A 16,543-nucleotide genomic window follows, 5' to 3' on the forward strand; every position below is an offset into this window, starting at 1 on the left:
TGGGACGTTGAGTGCGTTGAAAGAAGAGGCTCAGGCAGCCCCGTTGTCCTGCTCGGACAGCGCGGCGATCAGGTCGACGATGTCGTCCTCGAGCAGGCTCACGTGGTCGATGGCGGCGTTGAACGCGGCGCCCGGGTCGTTGCGCCGGATGGCGTCGAGGATGGCGCCGTGCTCGCCGATGGTGGCGGTCATGCGACCGGGCTGGAAGGTCACGTAGCGGCGATACACGCGCACGCGCTTGCGCAGCGCGCGCGTCTGCTCGGCCAGGTAGTGCGTGTTGGAGGCCTCGTAGAGCGCGTCGTGAAAGTCCTGGTTCACGTCGTAGAAGCGCGAGTGGTCGCCCGAGGCGAGGATGCTCGTCAGCTCGTCGTGCAACTGGCTCATGCGCTGCTTCTGCACTTCTGTGGCGCGGCGCGCGGCGAACTTGGCGCACAGGCCTTCCATCACCGCCATCATCTGGAACATCTCGATGAGCATGGGCAGCGAGATGCGCGCCACGCACACGCCCCCCTGGCGGCTGCGCAGGTCGACGAGGCCTGTGGCCGCCAGCGCCTTCAGCGCCTCGCGCACCGGCGTGCGAGACACCTTGAAGCGTTCGGCCAGCTCGGCCTCGTCGAGCCGCGCGCCGGGCTTCATGACGCCGCTGACGATCAGGTCTTCGAGCGTGTCCTTCAGCTCGTCGGACAGCGTGGCGCCCTTGCCGCGCTGGCGCTCGCGTCCGCGCAGCGCCGGAGGTTCTGCTGCCATCTCGGGTTCGTTCGGTTCCATGTTCTTGCCTTCCTTGTTGTGCTTGTCTTTGTCGGTTTTCAAACGCGGGGCCTATGCGGCGGGTCGGAATATCAGAAGGGGCGGTCGCCGGCCACGGTGGTGCGATGCATCACGCGGCGGTACACGTTGTCGTCGTAAGGCGTAGCGCGGTGCATGGTGCAGCGGTTGTCCCACACCAGCAGGTCACCGGCGAGCCACTTGTGGCGATAGCTGAACTCCGGCGAGATGGCGTGCGCGTTCAGCTCGGCCAGCAGCGCGGTGCTCTCGTCGGCGGGCAGGCCATCGATGTGCTTGACCACGTCTTCGCCCACGTAGAGCGAGAGGCGGCCGGTTTCGGGGTGCGTGCGCACCAGCGGATGCACCACGTCGGGCGTGGCCGCCAGTTGCTCGGGCGTGAGCGGGTTGCGGTCGGCAAAAGCCTTGCCGTAGTAGTTGGCGTAGCTGTGCGTGGCCGTCATGTGGCGGATGCGCGCCTTCATGTCGTCGTCAAGCGCTTCGTAGGCGGCGTGCATCGAGGCGAAGAAGGTGTCGCCTTCCACCGGCGGCACTTCGAGCGCGTAGAGCAGCGCGCCCATCGAGGGCTCGGCCTTGTACGAGAGGTCGGAGTGCCAGTTCCAGCCCTCCTTGTGGTTGCCGATGGGTTTGCCGTTTTCCGACACGTTCGACAGCACGTAGACCTCGGGGTGCTCCTTCTTCAGGAACTGCGTGAGCACGTGGCCCAGCAACGTGCCGAAGCGGCGCGAGAAGGCCACGTGCTGCGATTCGTTGATGCTCTGGCCGCGAAACAGCAGCACCGAGCGCTGGTTGAGCGCGTCGCGCAGCATCGCGAAGTCGGCGTCGCTCACGGGCTCGCGCAGGTCGATGCCTTTGACTTCGGTGCCGATGAAGGAGGTGAGGTTCTCGAGTTGCATGGTCGAAATGTGTCTCTGGGAATGAAGAGGAAAGTGCCGGCGTTCAGAGCCGGTAGTCGGGCTGGGTGCGCTCCAGCATGCGCAAGAACGCAGACCATTCGCGCGTGCCGGGCGGCAGGATGTCGCCAGCGAATTCGGTGAACTGGCGCGCGGCCAGATCGCTCACTTCGGGCTGCGGGTACACCAGCGATTCGCCGGGCGCCACACCGCCCTGCGCGAGCAGTTGCACCTTGGCCGCCTTCTCGAAGTAGTACATGAGGATGAAAGCCTCGGGGATGGTGCGGCCCACCGTCAGGATGCCGTGGTTGCGCAGCACCAGCGTGTGGTGCGGGCCCAGGTCGCGCACCAGCCGCTCGCGCTCGCCGGTTTCCAGTGCCACGCCTTCGTAGTCGTGGAAGGCGGTGTGGCCCTGGTAGCGCATCGCGAACTGGCTCAGCGGCGCAAGGCCGTTGGGCATGGCGGCGATGGCGGTGCCGGCCTCGGAGTGGGTGTGCAGCACGCACAGCGCGTCGGGGCGCCCTGCGTGGATCGCGCTATGGATCACGAAGCCGGCCTGGTTGACCTCGGCGTCCGTGTCGTCCACCTTGTTGCCGTCGAGGTCGATCTTCACCAGCGAAGAGGCCGTCACTTCCGAGAACAACAGCCCATAGGGGTTGATGAGGAAGTGATGCTCCGGCCCCGGCACGCGTGCCGAGATGTGGTTGTAGATCAGGTCGTCCATGCCGAAGTGCGCCACCAGCCGGTAGCAGGCGGCGAGCTGCACGCGCAGCTCGGCTTCGGTGTCGAGGTACGCCGCGGGATTCGTCTTTGCCATCAGCGCCACCACACCAGTTTCTGGTCGATCCACACCAACAGGCCGTAGAAGACCATGCTCGCGATCGAGGCCACGAGCACCGCCGACCACACGCTCAGCAAGTCGACCTGCTGGGTCGATTCATAGATCATTCGCCCGAGCCCCGCATAGGCCCCCAGCATCTCGCCAACGATCGCGACGATCATGCTGCGCGGCACGCCGATGCGCAGGGCGGTGACCACCGACGGCATCGCCACCGGCAGGCGCAGGCGCCACACGATCTTCAGCTGCCCTGCCCCGAAGCTGCGCATCAGGTTCACGGCTGCGATGTCGGCCTGCTTCAGGCCGTGCAGCGCGTTCACCAGCATGGTGAAGCCGACGGCCAGCGCCACCAGCGCGATCTTCGAAGCAGCACCCAGGCCGAACCAGATCAGGAACAGCGGCGCATAGGCCACGGTCGGCACGGCGTTCACCGCAACCGCCAGCGGCATCACGATGCGCTCCAGCGGCGGTGCAAGCAGCAGCACCACGGCCAGCAACAACCCGAGCAGGCTGCCCAATGCATAGCCGCCAAGCGCCTCGCCCAGCGTGGCCAGCAATGCGCTCATCAAGCGCCCCGTGTCGGTGAACGCATGCTGCACGATCGTGCCCAGGCTGGGCAGCACGAACGGCGGAATCCTGAAGAGCAATATCGCGCCCTCCCACACCGCGAGCAGCACGACGATGCCCAGCACCACCGGCACGACGGGCGATGCCATCAGCTTTCGCTGCGCGGAAGCCATCAGCTTTCGCTGCGCCACCATACGAGCCTCCTTTCCACGAAGGTGAGCAGCCCGTAGAGCAGCGCACCCATCAGCCCGCAGGCAAACATCACCACCCACAGGCGCACCACGAGGTCGGCGTTCATCGCCTCCATGAGCATCACGCCCAGGCCCACGGTCTCGCCGAACCATTCGCCCACCACCGAGCCGATCAGGCTCAGGCCGATGGCCACGCGCAGCCCGACCATGATCTGCGGTAGCGCCGAAGGCACGGCCAGCTTGAAGAACATCACGAAGCGGTTGGCGCCGAAGCTCTTCATCAGCGCAATGCGCTGCGGGTCGCACGACTTCAGCCCGCGCAGCGTGTTCACCGTGACGGGAAAGAAGGTCAGGAAGAACGCCGTCATCACCTTGGCCAGCAGCGAGTTGCCGAACCAGATGACGATGAGTGCGCCGAAGGCCACCACCGGCACCGTCTGCGACACCACGAACAGCGGGAACACCGAGCGCTCCATCCAGCGCGAATAGGTGAACACCGTGCCGCAGGCGCAGCCGAACACCGCGCCCATCGCGAAGCCGAGCACGGTTTCGAGCAGCGTGCGGCCGAAGCCACGCATGAGCTGTGGCCACACCGACCACGCGTCCTGCGCGATGGCGCTCAGCGCCGGCAGGTAACGCGGCGACGGCGCGAAAGCGTGCACGCAGATCTCCCACACCAGCGCCAAGCCCACGAAGGCCAGTGCGGGCGAGCGCACTGCGCGCTGCAGCATGGCGTTCACGAGGCGGTGCCCTCCTGCGCGAAGGTCTTCTGGCTTTCTTCCTCGATCTCGGCCAGCAGGCGCTGCTTGATGCGAATGAACTCCGGCGACAACACCACCGACGGGTCGCGCGGGCGCGGCAGGTCGATCACGGTCTCGCTCTTCACCGTGCCGGGGCGCGCCGTCATCACCAGCACCTTGTCGCCAAGCAGGATCGCTTCGTCGATGTCGTGCGTAATGAAGAGCACCGTACGGCGGTGCCTGGCCCAGAGCTCCAGCAGCCAGTGCTGCATGCGAGTGCGCGTGAGCGCGTCGAGCGCGCCGAAGGGTTCGTCGAGCAGCATCAGGTCGCGCTCGAACAAAAAGGTGCGCATCAGCGCAACACGCTGGCGCATGCCGCCCGAGAGCTGGTGCGGATAGTGGTTGGCGAAGCCCGCCAGGCCGAACTCGGGCAGCATGGCGCGGGCGCGCTCGCGAGCTTCCTTGCGCGGCACGCCTTCCACCTCGAGCGCGAGGATGGCGTTGTCGAGCACGGTGCGCCACGGAAACAGCAAGTCGCGCTGCGGCATGAACGACACCTTGCCGAGCAGTTGGCCGTCGCGCTGCGGTGCGCCGCCGAACAGCAGCGAGCCATCGTCGTCAGGCGGCAGCAGGCCCGCGATCATGTTGAAGAGGGTCGACTTGCCGCAACCCGACGGGCCCACGAGCGTGACGAATTCGCTCTTCGCGATCCGCAAATTGACGCCCGACACCGCGACGGTCTGTGTCTGCGCTTCGCCGAAGCGCTTCCACACGTTGACCAGTTCGAGCATGGGCGGCGCCGTGTCGCTCACGGCGGGCGGCATCACTTCGTGAGGCATGAATTTCATGGCTGCGGCGATGCGGCTCAGAACTTCTTGTCGGCGGCGGGCACCTGCGTCCAGAAGCTGGCGTCGTAGGCCTTCGACAGATCGGCCGGCGCCTTCAGCGCCTTGTAGCCGACGAGCTGCGCCTGCATCTTCTCCACCGTGGGCAGGTCGATGGCGAGGATGCCGTCGGTGGTGCCCTTGCCGGCCTTCACGAGCTTCTCGAATTCATCGAGCATGGCTTCCTGGTGCGCGCGGTTCAGGCTGGGGGCGGCGGCCATGACGATGTCGATGGCTTCCTTCTTGTTCTGCAGCGCGTACTTCCAGCCCTTGATGGTGGCGGTCAGGAAGGCCTGCACCTGCTGCGGCTTCTCGTTGCGGTACTTCTCCGACACGAGCACGGTGTCCTGCTGCACGACCACGCCGTAGTCGTCGGGCTTGATGAGCGTGAGCTTGTCACCCAGGCCCTGCTCCTTCAGCGTGTTGAGCTCGTTGTAGTAGGTGGCGGCGGCCACGTCGAACTGCTTCTCGACGAAGGGCGCCATGGAGCCCGACTGGGGAACGATGGTGAGGTCGCTCTGCTTCACGCCGGCCGAGGCGAGCATCGAGTACAGCGTGTACTGCGTGCCGGTGAACCAGGTCGCGACCTTCTTGCCCGCGAAGTCCTTCACCTTGGTGATGCCGGAGTCCTTGTACGTCACGTAGGTGAAAGGCGTGTTCTGCACGGTCACGCCGATGCAGACCAGCGGCAGGCCTTTCTCGCGGGCGAGCAGCACGGTCTCGGTGCCGCCGGCCAGGCCGAAGGTGTCGTTGCCCGAGGCGACCAGCGTCTCGACGTTCAGGTTGGGGCCGCCCGGGTTGATCGTCAGGTCGAGGCCGCCCTGGTCATAGAAGCCCTTGGCCTTGGCTACGTAGAAGCCGGCGAACTGCGCCTGCGCCAGCCACTTGAGGCGCAACGAGACCTTCTCGGCGGCAGACGCGGGCATGCCCGCCAGAAGAGCCATCGACGTTGCGACGGCGGCCAGGATACGCAAGGACTTGAAAGACATTGGATGGCCTCATGGATACAAAAAACTCTTTGAGCAGTATCCATGCCATGCAATTTCAGCCTGTTTTCTGGCGCCAGAAGCGCGAATTGGCCCGAAACATGCACCGGAGTGCAGCTTCCGCCCCACTTCGAGCCTTCATGAACCGAATCCATGCGCTGACCGATCTTTCCGCCCGCGAGGCCGCCGGGCAGATGGCGCGCGGTGAACTGCGCGCCGCTGACTACGCGCAGGCGCTGCTGGAACGCGCCAGCGCAATCGCACCCTTCGGCGCCCTGCTCCACCAGGACCCCGCGGCGCTTCACGCAGCCGCCGCCGCGCTCGATGCCGCACCGCGCCCCGCGCCGGGAACGCTGCCTCTATATGGCGTGCCGCTGGCCTTCAAGGACAACATCGACGTTGCCGGCATGCCGACCACGGCCGGCAGCCCGTGGATGGCGGACCATCGGCCGCGCATGCACGCCGGCGTAGCGCAGCGGCTGATCGACGCAGGCGCGCTGGTGCTCGGCAAGACGAATCTGCACGAGTGGTCGCAGGGCGTCACCGGCAACAACCACGGCTTCGGACCGTCGCGCAATCCGTTCGACGCCACGCGCGTCACGGGCGGCTCCAGCGGCGGCAACGCGGCGCTGCTGGGTCTGCGCGCCGCGCCAGTGGCCATCGGCACCGACACGGGCGGCTCGGTGCGCGTGCCGGCCGCGCTGTGCGGGCTGGTGGGCTTCCGGCCGACGGTGCACCGCTGGCCGGACGAAGGGCTGGTGCCGATATCGCCGACCTTCGATACCGCTGGCGTCATGGCGCGCTGCGTGGACGATTGCGTGCTGGTCGACCACGCAATCGCCGGTGGGCCGCTGCAGATTGCCCCGACACCGCTCACCGGCGTGCGCCTTGGCGTGCCCGAGGCCTACTTCTGGGAAGAGGTCGATCCGCCCGTGGCCGATTTGGCCCGCAAGCGCCTCGAGCTGCTGCGCGCAGCCGGCGCCGTGCTGGTGCCTTGCGACTTGGCCGAAGCCGGTGCGCTGTTCCAGGAAGGATCGATGACGATCTCGCTGCACGAGATCCTGCCCGCGCTGGCCGCCTACTTTGCGCGGCACGGCCGCCCCTTCGACGCGCGTGCTCTCACCGACGCCGTGGTCAGCCCCGACGTGCGCCCGCTGTTCGAGCGCCTCTTCGGTGCAACCGCCATCACACCCGAGGCCTACGCCCACGCGCTGCACACCCTGCGCCCGCGCATGCAGGCGGCGTACCGCGACTGCTTTGCGCGGCACGACCTGGCCGCCCTCGTCTTCCCGACCAGCCCGCTGACCGCCGCGCGCATCGGCGAAGACGTGGAAGTGACGCTGTGCGGCCGCCCCACTTTGGCTTTTTCGGCCTACATCCGCAACACCGGCCCGGCCGGCATGGCGGGCTTGCCGGCGGTGAGCCTGCCGATGGGCCTCACCTCCAACGGCCTGCCCGCCGGGCTGGAATTGACCGGCGCGCAAGGCGCCGACACGCCGCTGCTGGCACTGGCGCTCGGCATCGAAGCCGCGCTACCCGAAGCACCAATCGCCCCAAGCGTGCAGAAGTTGGCAAGCCACTGAACGCGGCGTCGCCAAAACACTACGCCCCTTCGCGTAACAGGCCTTCACGACTTGATGCGGGATCGGCGATGCTCAAGGCATGCCCGCAAATTCACGACCGCCCCACCGCCCGGGATGGCGCGCCGCCGCACTGATCTACACGGTCACCGGCGCCGTCTGCATCCTGGCCTGTGCCGTCGTGCCCGACAGCGAGGCCGGCATGCTAGTCGCCATCGCTGGCGGGCTGCCGTGGTCGCTGAGCCTGCTGACGCTCGACCTCTCGCCCGGCGTCGCGAACACGGCGCTGATGATGTTGGCCGGCAGCTGGGCGATCAATGCCGCGCTGCTGTGGTGGCTGGCGCTGCGGCGGCCCGGGCACCATGGGCCGTCGCACCCGGCATAGCGCCACCCTCTGAGGCATCGGCATCCAGCCCCAGGTAGGCGCGCCGCAACTCCGGCCGCGCCATCAGCTCTTCCGGCCGGCCCAGCGCGACGATGCGCCCTTCTTCCAGCACCGCGGCGCGCTCGGCCACGTCGAGCGCCATGCCCACGTTCTGCTCCACCAGCAGCACCGCGATGCCGTCGGCATGGATTCGCCGGATGGCGGTGAACATGTCGAGCACGATGCTCGGCGCCAGCCCCAGCGAAGGCTCGTCGAGCAGCAGCAGCTTGGGGCGCGCCATGAGCGCGCGGCCGATGGCCACCATCTGCTGCTGGCCGCCTGAGAGCGAACCCGCCGGCTGCTCCAGCTTTTCCGTCAGCGCGGGGAACAGCGTGCAGACGTGTTCCATCGAGCGAGCGCGTTCGAGGCGCGCCGCGCGCAGGTAGCTGCCGAGCTCCAGGTTCTCGCGCACCGTCATCTCGGTGAACAGGCGCCGCCCCTCGGGCACCAGTGCGATGCCCTGCGCGCAGAAGCGATGCGGCGCCAGGCGCGAGATGTCCTGCCCCTCGAAGCGCATGCGGCCGGCGCTGATGCGGTGCAGCCCCGCCACCGCATTGATGAGCGTGCTCTTGCCCGCGCTGTTCGGCCCGACGATGCACAGCAGCTCGCCCTTGCCGATGGACAGCGACACATCCCACAGCGCGGTGGCCTGCCCGTAGGCGACGCGGATGGATTCGAGTTCAAGCATGGGCCAGCTCCCTTTCGACACCCGCCACGGACGACGCGGCAGGCACCTCCGGCTCCATGGCCTGGCCCAGGTAGGCCGACACCACTTCGGGCCGCTGCATCACGTCATGCGGCGCGCCTTCGGCCAGCACCTCGCCGCGGTTGAACACCACGATGCGGTCGCACAGCGCCATCACCGCGCGCATCACGTGCTCGACGAAGACGATGGTCGCGCCCTGGTCACGAATGCGGCGGATGAGCGCCACGGCCTCGTCGATTTCCGAAGGCGTGAGGCCCGACAGCACCTCGTCGAGCATCAGCACCTGCGGCCGCGAGGCCAGTGCCCGCGCGAACTCGAGGAACTTGCGCTGGTGCAGGTTCAGCTCCGCCGGCAAGGCGTGCGCGCGCTCGGTGAGTCCGGTGAAGGCCAGCCATTGCCACGCCTCGCCTTCCGCCGTCTGACGGTCGAGCGCGGCGGCGCCGAACATCGCCGGCAGCGCCACGTTCTCCAGCACCGTCAGGTGCGCGAAGGGACGCGGGATCTGATACGTGCGCGCAATGCCGCCCTGCGCAATGCGGTGCGCCGGCACGCCCGAGATGCGTCGCCCCCCGAACTCGATGACCCCGGCGGTCACCGCATAGTGCCCACTCGCAACATTGATGAAGGTCGACTTGCCAGAGCCGTTGGGCCCGAGCAGGCCGAGGATCTCTCCACGCCGCACCTCGAGGCTCACGCCGCGCAGCGCATGCACGCCCTTGAAGGACTTGCGCACGCCCTCGGCACGCAGCAGCACTTCGCCGGTAATGCCGACGGGTTTCTTCACTTCATCAGCCACGGCCACATGCACCGGCGCGGACGAAGCAGCAGGCGCACCGCGCCGCGCGTTCCACCACTTCAGCGCCTGCCCCAGCAGGCCTTCGGGCATGAAGAGGATCACCACGATCAGCACCAGCCCCGTCAGGCCCTTGCCGATGATCGCGCTGTCGCCGCCCGTGAAGGCATACAGCAGCAGCGTGATCGCCGTCGCGCCGACGATCGGTCCGGCCCAGTGCCGCGTGCCACCGAGCACCGACATCAGCACCACCGTGAGCGGCATCGCGATGGTGAAGGTGTCGCCCGTGGTCACGTACGACACGAAGAGCGCATGCACGCCGCCCACCACGCCCGCCAGCCCGCACGAGAGCGCGAAGGCGCCGAGCTTGAAGCGGTACGTGGGCACGCCCATCACCTCGGCCACGTCCTCGTCGTCATGAATGGCGAACAGCCCGGTGCCGAAGCGCGAGTGGTACACGGCCAGCGAAGCCAGCACCGTCAACACCGCCACGCCCAAGGCCAGCAGATAGAAGGTGCCCGACGCCGTCGGCCCGATCTGCGGCACCGCCACCGCGCTCATGTACACGCCCGGCCCACCGTCGATGGGCGTGTTGAGGATGATGGTCGCCACCACGAAGGTGGCGGCCAGCGTGAGCAGCGAGAACAGCTCGGCGCGCACCGCCTGCACGCGGAAAGCCACGGCGCCCAGCAGCGTGCCGAACAGCGCGGCCACCGCGGCGGCGGCCGGCAGCGTCCAGAGAAACGGAATGTCGAAGCGCGTCGCCAGCGTGGCCGTGGTGTACATGCCGATGCCGAAGAACGCGCCGTGCCCGAACGAGAAATACCCCGAGTAGCCCGACAGCAGGTTCCACGAGGTGGCCAGCGCGACCCAGTGCAGCACCAGGTACAGAATCGATTCGTAGAACGCCGGCAGTCCGAGCCACGGCACCACGGCAAGCCCCGCGCCGGCCGCAAGAATCAGCAGGAACGAGCGCTTCATGCCACCCTCCCCGGCCGCACCAGCAGCACGAACATCAGCAGCGAGAACGACACCAGCGGCGCCCATGAAGGCGCGGTGATCGTCATGGTCACGGCCTCGGTCACGCCGATGATGCAGCCCGCGATCAGCGGCCCGAGCGGGCGACCGAGCCCACCCAGCATCACGGCCGCGAACACCACGCCGATCCACGCATAGATCTGCGATGGCGACAGCGTGTACGCCAGCGCAATGCACACGCCCGCCACGCCGGCCAGCGCCGCGTTGAGACCCGAGAGCATCAGCGCCAGCGCGTTCTGGTTCACGCCGAAGGCCGCGGCGATGGGCGCGTCTTCGGCGGCAGCGCGCATCGCCTTGCCCAGGTCGGTGCGGCGCAGCGCGAACCACACCGCCAGCGAGATGCCCACGCCCAGCGCCAGCGTGATGAGCTCGGGCACCGGCAGATAGAGCGGGCCGATCTGCAGCTTGTGCTCCGCGTAGCTCGATTCGAGCTTGCGGTAGTCGGCCGTCCAGGTCCACTGCAGGAGCGCTTCGATGATCACTGTGATGCCGAAGGTCACGAGCAGCGAGTTGAAGGGGCTCACGCGAAAGCGCGTCAGCACCCAGTGCAGTGCCACGCCCAGCACGAAGAACAGCGGCACGATCACCACCAGCGTGAGCAGCGGATCGACACCATGGTGGCTCGACAGTTCGTACGTGAGATAGGCACCCAGAAAGGCGAGCGCGAAGTGCGCCAGGTTGATCTGCCGCAGCATCCCCCACGACAGGCTGAGGCCGAGCCCCAGCAGACCGTAGAGCGCCCCGGTGAACAGGCCCGCCAGGATCGACTGGGCCAGCAGCGTGGCACTGGGGAAGCTCATCAGCTGGTCACCCCGCGCGTCTGCAGCTTCACGCCGGGGGCGGCCCACTCCTTCGGCCACACCACCACCCACTTGCCGTTCTGCACCTGCTTGACCTTGCCGAGGTCGTCGCCGAAGTTGCCGCGCTCGTTGAAGCGCAGCTTGCCCTGGATGGTGTCGACCTTGTTGGCGCGCAGCCAGGTGGCCATGGCCTTGTCGTCGATGCCCTTGGTGGCGACCACGGCGGCTTCGATGATCTGCCAGGCCGAGAACGACGCGGCCGCCTGCGTCTCCACCGCCGTGTCGGGCATGCCGGCCTTGGCCGCGCGTTCGCGATAGACCTTCACGAACTCGGCGGCCGTCGGGTTGTCGGTGAACGGCGGATGGTCTTCGAAGATGGTGGTGGCCAGCGCGCCGTTGGCCTCGGGCGCCTTGAGCATCGGCGCGGGCGCGGGCACGTGATAGAAGTGATGCAGCGGCGCGTAGTCGATCTTCTTCATTGCGTCGAGCAACTGGTTGCCTTCGAGGCCGATGGCGCCGTTCCAGATGAAGTCGGGGTTGGCCTCCTTCAGCCGGCCGGCGATGGGGCCGAAGTCGCGGTTGCCGAAGTCCCACTCGAGAAACAGCACTTCCTTCAGGCCCCGCTGCTTCGCCACCTCGCGCGCGCCCAGCGCCACGAAGTGCACCGAGGGGAACTTGCTGGTGACGATGGCGATGGTCTTCGGCGGTTTGGGCGAGGTGGCCAGCGCATCCATGACCATGGCGGGCATCGTCTTCTCGGGGTCGGGGCCGAGCGACCACGCCGGAAACTGCTGGTCGTACTTGGCCAGGCTCGGAATGCCGAAGGTGTGGTGCACCAGCGTCTTGTTGTAGCGCTGGGCCACGCCCATGGCCGAAAGAATCGCGCCCGTGGCATACGGGCCGATGAGCAGGTCGACCTTGTCGGCCGTCACGAGCTGCTCGTACAGCGTGCGCGCGAGGTCGGGCTTGGACTGGTCGTCCTTCAGCACCCACTCCACCGGCCGGCCCAGCAGGCCGCCGCGCTGGTTGAGCGACTCCACGTAGATCTCGCCCGTGAGCTTGTGCACGAGCCCCGTGGCCGAGAGCGGCCCGGTGAGCGCCAGCGTGCCGCCCACGCGGATGGGCTTGCCCGAAGGCTGCTGCGCGGCGGCGGTGCCGCTGAACAGCGCGCTGGTGCCGAGAGCACCGAAAGCGCTGGCAGCCGCGACGAAGGAACGACGATCGATGCTCATTTTTTGTCTCCGTAATTGTTTTGGTTTTGGTCAGCGCGGCATTGGTGCTGCTGCTGCCGCTGCTCAGTCGCCGTCGACGACGGGGTTCGAAAGAAGGCCCACGCCTTCGATCTCCACTTCGCACACGTCGCCGGCCTTCATGAAGATCTGCGGCTTGCGCGCCAGGCCCACGCCCGAGGGCGTGCCGGCGATGATGATGTCGCCCGGCTGCAGCGCGAAGGGCTCGGAGCACACCGACACCAGCGTGGCGACGTCGAAGATCATGTCGCGCGTGTTGGCGTCCTGCAGCACGGTGCCGTTCAGTCGCGTCTGCAGCTTCAGGCCGGTGGCGCCCGCGGGCAGTTCGTCGGCGGTGACGAACTCGGGGCCGAAGGAACCCGAGCGATCGAAGTTCTTGCCCATCATCCATTGCGCGGACTTGAACTGGTAGTCGCGGATGGAGCCGTCGTTGAACACCGAGTAGCCCGCCACATGGTTCAGCGCATCGCCCTTCTTGATGTAGCGCCCGGCCTTGCCGATGACCACCAGCAGCTCGCCTTCGTAGTCGAACTGCGTCGACACGTGCGGTCGCACGATGGGCTGGTTATGGCCGACCCACGACGATGGAAAGCGATGGAACAGCACCGGGTAGGTCGGCGGATCGAATTTGCTTTCGGCGGCGTGGTCGATGTAGTTGAGGCCCACCGCAATGGCCTTGGAAGGCGACTGCACTGGCGGCAGCCAGTCGATGTCGGACAGCGGCAGGCGCGCGCGGGCCGCGTCGCCGGCCTTCTTCGCGGCGGCCATGGCTTCGGGGCCGGCGCGCAGAAGTTCGTCTAGCGTGGCGGGCAGGCCAGCGGCTGTGAGGTCGACGACCTCCTGGCCGAGGCGCAGGCCGAGGGCCGGCTTGCCGTTGTGGTTGAAGGCGAGGAGACGCATGGGATTCCTTTGTGATTCGGATGCAGAGAAGAAACGGTCTCAGGCCTTGGTGGCCTCGACCTCGAAATTGGTGACGAAATCCTCGGGCACTTTCGGGCCCCAGGCGTAGAACGAGTCTTCGGGCGGGTGGTCGGCGGCGCGCCAGTCGTAGTCGCCGGGCACGAAGTCCATGTCGCAGGAGTACTCCGAGTAGCTGCCCCACGGGTCGCGCACGTAGTGGAAGTAGTTCGAACCCAGCACGTGGCGCCCCACGCCCCAGCCGCGCACGTGGCCGGCCGCATACATCTGCTCCATGCCCCGGCCGACTTCGTCGATGTTCGCGACGTCCCAGCTCAGGTGGTGCAGGCCCGGGCCGTTCGAATGCGCCATCGCAATCAGGTGGTGGTCGCTGCCGTGCGCGCCGTGCATGAAGACGATGAGGTCGCCCGAGCGGTCGGTAACGCGCAAGCCCAGCGCGTCTTCATAGAAGCGCAAGGCCTCGGGCACCTTGGCGCAGAACATCAGGATGTGCGAGAGCCGGCGCGGATGCACCTTCGGAATGCGCGCGCGGTTCGGCGAGGCGCCCGTGCCCACCGGCGGGCGCGGCGCGACGACAGGCTCGCTGCCCGCATCCGGCGCGCTCTTCGCGGCCACGACGACCTGCACCGGAAAACCCTCCGGGTGCAGCACCCACAGGCCGCGGTCGTCGCCCAGCGGATGCGGCGAGCAGCGCGGCACGCCCAGGCGCTCGATGCGCGCGGCAATGGCGTCGAAGTCTTCAGCAAAGCAGGCGAAGCGCAGGTACTGCAGCTTCTTCACCCCGGGCGCCTGGTACAGCGAACCCCAGGCATGCGGGTGACCTGCGGTGTACAGGTCGAGCCGGTCGCCCTCTCTTCGGGGCTCCAGCCCGAAGGCGTCGTAGAAGCGCGTAGCCTCGTCGAGATCGGGCACGGTGAAGACGAAGGCATCGAGCGAATGCACGCTGTGCAACGCCGCGCGCTCGGGGCTTTTCTGGGTGCGAAGCTGGATATCGGCCATGTCGTATGTCTCCAATCGGCTATCCATGTTGGAACAAATAATATATTCTTTCAACGTTAGTCTATTGTTTAGCCATCCATGGATCATTAGGGTTAACAAGTAACATCAGGCCGTTTTTCGCGGTGACGGGAGTGCAATGAACGAAAAAACGAAAGGCATGAGCCAGACACGACAGGTGTTCACCGAGCTGCGCACGGCCATCGTGGGCGGACGGCTGCTGCCGGGCTCGAAGCTCAACATCGCCGCGCTGGCCGAAGAGCTGGACGTGAGCGCCGGCGCGGTGCGCGAAGGCCTCGCCATGCTGGAAGCCGAGGCGCTGGTGGTGTCGGAGCCGGCGCGCGGCTACCGCGTGAGCCCCATTTCGGCGACCGACCTCGAAGAGCTGGTGAAGGCGCGCATCGAGATCGAGAAGCTGTGCCTGGCCGAAGCCATCCGCCACGGTGATCTCGCCTGGGAAGGCAGCGTGGTCTCGGCGCACCACCGCCTCTCGCGGCTGGCCGAGCGCGACGCGGCCATGCCCACGATGCTGAGCGCCGAATGGACGGCGAGCCACGCGGAGTTCCACAACGCGCTGGTGGCCGGCTGCCCGAACGGCTGGCTGCTGCGCATGCACCAGATGCTCTACCAGCAGAGCGAACGCTACCGGCAGCTGTCGGCGCCGCTGTCGAAGCAGGCGCGAGACGTGGGAGCCGAGCACCAGGCGCTGCTCGATGCGGTGCTCAACCGCGACATCCAGGCCGCGCAGACACTCATCGCCGAGCACCTGCAGACCACCGGGCGCCTGTTGATGACGGCGCTGAAGGCGAACCCGCCGGCCGACAGATAGGAGGCAGGCATTTCGGTGCGATCATCTCGCCCCGATCTCCTCCACAAAACGCCTCCACGAAGGCTTTTTCCCGATGCCCCAAGACCTGCTGCAAGTCAACGCGCCGCTGATCGGCGTTCCCGGCGGACGCCATCTTCTGGACACCCCGGCCCTGCTGATCGAGCTGCCCGCGATGACGCGCAACATCGAACGAATGGCTGCCTTTGCCAAGGCCTGCGGCGTGAACCTGCGCCCGCACGTGAAGACGCACAAGTCGGTCGAGATCGCGCGGCGCCAGGTGGCAGCCGGTGCCGTCGGCGTGAGCTGCGTCACGCTGGGCGAGGCGGAGGTGATGGTCCAGGGCGGCATTCCGGGCGTGCTCATCACTTCGCCCGCCGTCACGCCGAGCAAGATCGCGCGGCTCATCAAGCTGGCGCAACGCGCGCGTCCGGGCGACGTGATGGTGGTGGTCGACAACCCGCAGAACCTGGCCGACCTGGCGCGCGCCGCAAGCGAACTCACGCACCCGCTCGACGTGCTGGTGGACTACGGCGCCGGCTACAACCGCACCGGCGCCGCCACGCAGGCGAAGGTGCTCGAACTGGCGGCGCTGGCCGCCGCCGAGCCGCGCCTGCGGTTGCGCGGGCTGCAGTCGTATGCGGGCAACCTGCAGCACATCGTGTCTCGCGAAGAGCGCAGCGCGGCGGCCGCCGGCCTGCGCGAAACCGTGGCGGGCATCGTCGCGGCGGCAAAGCGGCAGGGCTTGAACTTCGACATCGTGACGGGCGCCGGTACCGGCACGCACGACCTCGATTCGCAGGAGAACGCGTTCACCGAACTGCAGGCGGGCTCGTATGTGTTCATGGACGCCGAATACACGAGCGTGCTGGCCAGCGGCGAAGAGCCCTCGCCCTTCGACGTCTCGCTGTTCGTGCAGACGGCGGTGGTCAGCACGAATGCGCCCGACTGGGTAACGGTGGACGGCGGCACCAAGTGCTTCTCGACCGACAGCGGCGTACCGCTGGTGGCGAAAGGCGCCGACGCATCGAGCCGCTACGCCTTCTTCGGCGACGAGCACGGCAAGCTGATGCTGCTCCCGGGCTCGCAGGCGCAGCGGCCCGCGCTGGGCGCGCGCGTGGAGTTCATCACCCCGCACTGCGACCCGACAGTCAATCTGCATGACGCGTACCACGTGGTCGAAGGCGGCACGCTGGTCGCCATCTGGCCGGTGGACGCGCGCGGCCGGCGGTAAGGGATAGGAACGGGCGGCATAAGAAAACTCGAAAAGCGTATTTCACAAGGGCCCCGCCGCGGGGGACAGTCGGGCGCCTGTCCCTTTCTTTCCGGG

Annotated in this window: 17 protein-coding genes; 4 read left to right on the plus strand and 13 right to left on the minus strand. The window is 67.4% G+C overall.

Annotated features, from left to right (window positions below):
- Positions 1-30 precede the first annotated feature (30 nt).
- The 7 genes from NWF24_RS18465 to NWF24_RS18495 all read right to left on the minus strand — a co-directional run bounded on the left by NWF24_RS18465 (position 31) and on the right by NWF24_RS18495 (position 5,885).
- A complete protein-coding gene (locus NWF24_RS18465; RefSeq protein WP_258349797.1) occupies positions 31-768 on the minus strand; it encodes a GntR family transcriptional regulator in 738 nt (245 codons plus the stop codon).
- A gap of 71 nt (positions 769-839) precedes the next feature.
- Complete coding sequence (locus NWF24_RS18470; RefSeq protein ID WP_258349798.1) at positions 840-1,679, minus strand: TauD/TfdA dioxygenase family protein; 840 nt, start codon at positions 1,677-1,679, stop codon at positions 840-842.
- A gap of 43 nt (positions 1,680-1,722) precedes the next feature.
- Positions 1,723-2,493, minus strand: a complete 771-nt coding sequence (locus NWF24_RS18475; protein WP_258349799.1) for a class II aldolase/adducin family protein — start codon at positions 2,491-2,493, stop codon at positions 1,723-1,725.
- Complete coding sequence (locus NWF24_RS18480; protein WP_258349800.1) at positions 2,493-3,275, minus strand: ABC transporter permease; 783 nt, start codon at positions 3,273-3,275, stop codon at positions 2,493-2,495. The genes NWF24_RS18475 and NWF24_RS18480 overlap by 1 nt, the downstream gene beginning before the upstream one ends.
- Positions 3,254-4,003 carry an ABC transporter permease gene (locus NWF24_RS18485; protein ID WP_258355315.1) on the minus strand — a complete coding sequence of 250 codons (750 nt, stop codon included), beginning with the start codon at positions 4,001-4,003 and terminating at the stop codon, positions 3,254-3,256. Before NWF24_RS18485 ends, NWF24_RS18480 begins: the two co-directional genes overlap by 22 nt.
- Before the next feature lie 5 nt (positions 4,004-4,008).
- Positions 4,009-4,860 carry an ABC transporter ATP-binding protein gene (locus NWF24_RS18490; RefSeq protein WP_258349801.1) on the minus strand — a complete coding sequence of 284 codons (852 nt, stop codon included), beginning with the start codon at positions 4,858-4,860 and terminating at the stop codon, positions 4,009-4,011.
- A gap of 17 nt (positions 4,861-4,877) precedes the next feature.
- Positions 4,878-5,885: an ABC transporter substrate-binding protein gene (locus tag NWF24_RS18495; protein WP_093052056.1), complete on the minus strand. Its 1,008-nt coding sequence runs from the start codon at positions 5,883-5,885 to the stop codon at positions 4,878-4,880.
- 137 nt (positions 5,886-6,022) lie between these two features.
- Between NWF24_RS18495 and NWF24_RS18500 the strand changes: the two genes are divergently transcribed.
- Together NWF24_RS18500 and NWF24_RS18505 are read left to right on the plus strand one after the other, a co-directional pair.
- A complete protein-coding gene (locus NWF24_RS18500; RefSeq protein ID WP_258349802.1) occupies positions 6,023-7,465 on the plus strand; it encodes an amidase family protein in 1,443 nt (480 codons plus the stop codon).
- 79 nt (positions 7,466-7,544) lie between these two features.
- A complete protein-coding gene (locus NWF24_RS18505) occupies positions 7,545-7,847 on the plus strand; it encodes a hypothetical protein (protein WP_258349803.1) in 303 nt (100 codons plus the stop codon).
- Here the strand turns inward: NWF24_RS18505 and NWF24_RS18510 are convergent.
- The 6 genes from NWF24_RS18510 to NWF24_RS18535 form a co-directional block, all read right to left on the minus strand.
- Positions 7,777-8,574 carry an ABC transporter ATP-binding protein gene (locus tag NWF24_RS18510; RefSeq protein WP_258349804.1) on the minus strand — a complete coding sequence of 266 codons (798 nt, stop codon included), beginning with the start codon at positions 8,572-8,574 and terminating at the stop codon, positions 7,777-7,779. The genes NWF24_RS18505 and NWF24_RS18510 overlap by 71 nt on opposite strands.
- Entirely contained in the window at positions 8,567-10,366 is a 1,800-nt protein-coding gene (locus NWF24_RS18515) for a branched-chain amino acid ABC transporter ATP-binding protein/permease (protein WP_258349805.1), read from the minus strand. Before NWF24_RS18515 ends, NWF24_RS18510 begins: the two co-directional genes overlap by 8 nt.
- Positions 10,363-11,223: a branched-chain amino acid ABC transporter permease gene (locus NWF24_RS18520; RefSeq protein ID WP_258349806.1), complete on the minus strand. Its 861-nt coding sequence runs from the start codon at positions 11,221-11,223 to the stop codon at positions 10,363-10,365. Before NWF24_RS18520 ends, NWF24_RS18515 begins: the two co-directional genes overlap by 4 nt.
- Positions 11,223-12,455: an amino acid ABC transporter substrate-binding protein gene (locus NWF24_RS18525; RefSeq protein ID WP_258349807.1), complete on the minus strand. Its 1,233-nt coding sequence runs from the start codon at positions 12,453-12,455 to the stop codon at positions 11,223-11,225. The genes NWF24_RS18520 and NWF24_RS18525 overlap by 1 nt, the downstream gene beginning before the upstream one ends.
- A gap of 63 nt (positions 12,456-12,518) precedes the next feature.
- Positions 12,519-13,373 carry a fumarylacetoacetate hydrolase family protein gene (locus NWF24_RS18530; protein ID WP_258349808.1) on the minus strand — a complete coding sequence of 285 codons (855 nt, stop codon included), beginning with the start codon at positions 13,371-13,373 and terminating at the stop codon, positions 12,519-12,521.
- A 39-nt stretch (positions 13,374-13,412) separates the two neighbouring features.
- Complete coding sequence (locus tag NWF24_RS18535; protein WP_258349809.1) at positions 13,413-14,390, minus strand: VOC family protein; 978 nt, start codon at positions 14,388-14,390, stop codon at positions 13,413-13,415.
- Between the two features lie 157 nt (positions 14,391-14,547).
- On the opposite strand from NWF24_RS18535, the gene NWF24_RS18540 reads away from it, so the two are divergent.
- The gene (locus tag NWF24_RS18540) at positions 14,548-15,216 is read left to right on the plus strand and encodes a GntR family transcriptional regulator (protein ID WP_176928732.1); all 669 of its coding nucleotides are present in this window, start codon (positions 14,548-14,550) and stop codon (positions 15,214-15,216) included.
- Between the two features lie 73 nt (positions 15,217-15,289).
- Positions 15,290-16,447 carry a DSD1 family PLP-dependent enzyme gene (locus NWF24_RS18545; RefSeq protein WP_258349810.1) on the plus strand — a complete coding sequence of 386 codons (1,158 nt, stop codon included), beginning with the start codon at positions 15,290-15,292 and terminating at the stop codon, positions 16,445-16,447.
- Positions 16,448-16,543 lie beyond the last annotated feature (96 nt).

This window comes from Variovorax paradoxus, from assembly GCF_024734665.1.
In the GTDB taxonomy this organism is placed as follows: domain Bacteria; phylum Pseudomonadota; class Gammaproteobacteria; order Burkholderiales; family Burkholderiaceae_C; genus Variovorax.

Coding starts and splice junctions, on each gene's coding strand:
- NWF24_RS18520 (WP_258349806.1), bottom strand. CDS start 11,223: ATGAGCTTCCCCAGTGCCACGCTGCTGGCCCAGTCGATCCTGGCGGGC.
- NWF24_RS18540 (WP_176928732.1), top strand. CDS start 14,548: ATGAGCCAGACACGACAGGTGTTCACCGAGCTGCGCACGGCCATCGTG.
- NWF24_RS18505 (WP_258349803.1), top strand. CDS start 7,545: ATGCCCGCAAATTCACGACCGCCCCACCGCCCGGGATGGCGCGCCGCC.
- NWF24_RS18470 (WP_258349798.1), bottom strand. CDS start 1,679: ATGCAACTCGAGAACCTCACCTCCTTCATCGGCACCGAAGTCAAAGGC.
- NWF24_RS18465 (WP_258349797.1), bottom strand. CDS start 768: ATGGAACCGAACGAACCCGAGATGGCAGCAGAACCTCCGGCGCTGCGC.
- NWF24_RS18515 (WP_258349805.1), bottom strand. CDS start 10,366: ATGAAGCGCTCGTTCCTGCTGATTCTTGCGGCCGGCGCGGGGCTTGCC.
- NWF24_RS18525 (WP_258349807.1), bottom strand. CDS start 12,455: ATGAGCATCGATCGTCGTTCCTTCGTCGCGGCTGCCAGCGCTTTCGGT.
- NWF24_RS18530 (WP_258349808.1), bottom strand. CDS start 13,373: ATGCGTCTCCTCGCCTTCAACCACAACGGCAAGCCGGCCCTCGGCCTG.
- NWF24_RS18510 (WP_258349804.1), bottom strand. CDS start 8,574: ATGCTTGAACTCGAATCCATCCGCGTCGCCTACGGGCAGGCCACCGCG.
- NWF24_RS18490 (WP_258349801.1), bottom strand. CDS start 4,860: ATGAAATTCATGCCTCACGAAGTGATGCCGCCCGCCGTGAGCGACACG.
- NWF24_RS18495 (WP_093052056.1), bottom strand. CDS start 5,885: ATGTCTTTCAAGTCCTTGCGTATCCTGGCCGCCGTCGCAACGTCGATG.
- NWF24_RS18480 (WP_258349800.1), bottom strand. CDS start 3,275: ATGGTGGCGCAGCGAAAGCTGATGGCTTCCGCGCAGCGAAAGCTGATG.
- NWF24_RS18485 (WP_258355315.1), bottom strand. CDS start 4,003: ATGCTGCAGCGCGCAGTGCGCTCGCCCGCACTGGCCTTCGTGGGCTTG.
- NWF24_RS18535 (WP_258349809.1), bottom strand. CDS start 14,390: ATGGCCGATATCCAGCTTCGCACCCAGAAAAGCCCCGAGCGCGCGGCG.
- NWF24_RS18500 (WP_258349802.1), top strand. CDS start 6,023: ATGAACCGAATCCATGCGCTGACCGATCTTTCCGCCCGCGAGGCCGCC.
- NWF24_RS18545 (WP_258349810.1), top strand. CDS start 15,290: ATGCCCCAAGACCTGCTGCAAGTCAACGCGCCGCTGATCGGCGTTCCC.
- NWF24_RS18475 (WP_258349799.1), bottom strand. CDS start 2,493: ATGGCAAAGACGAATCCCGCGGCGTACCTCGACACCGAAGCCGAGCTG.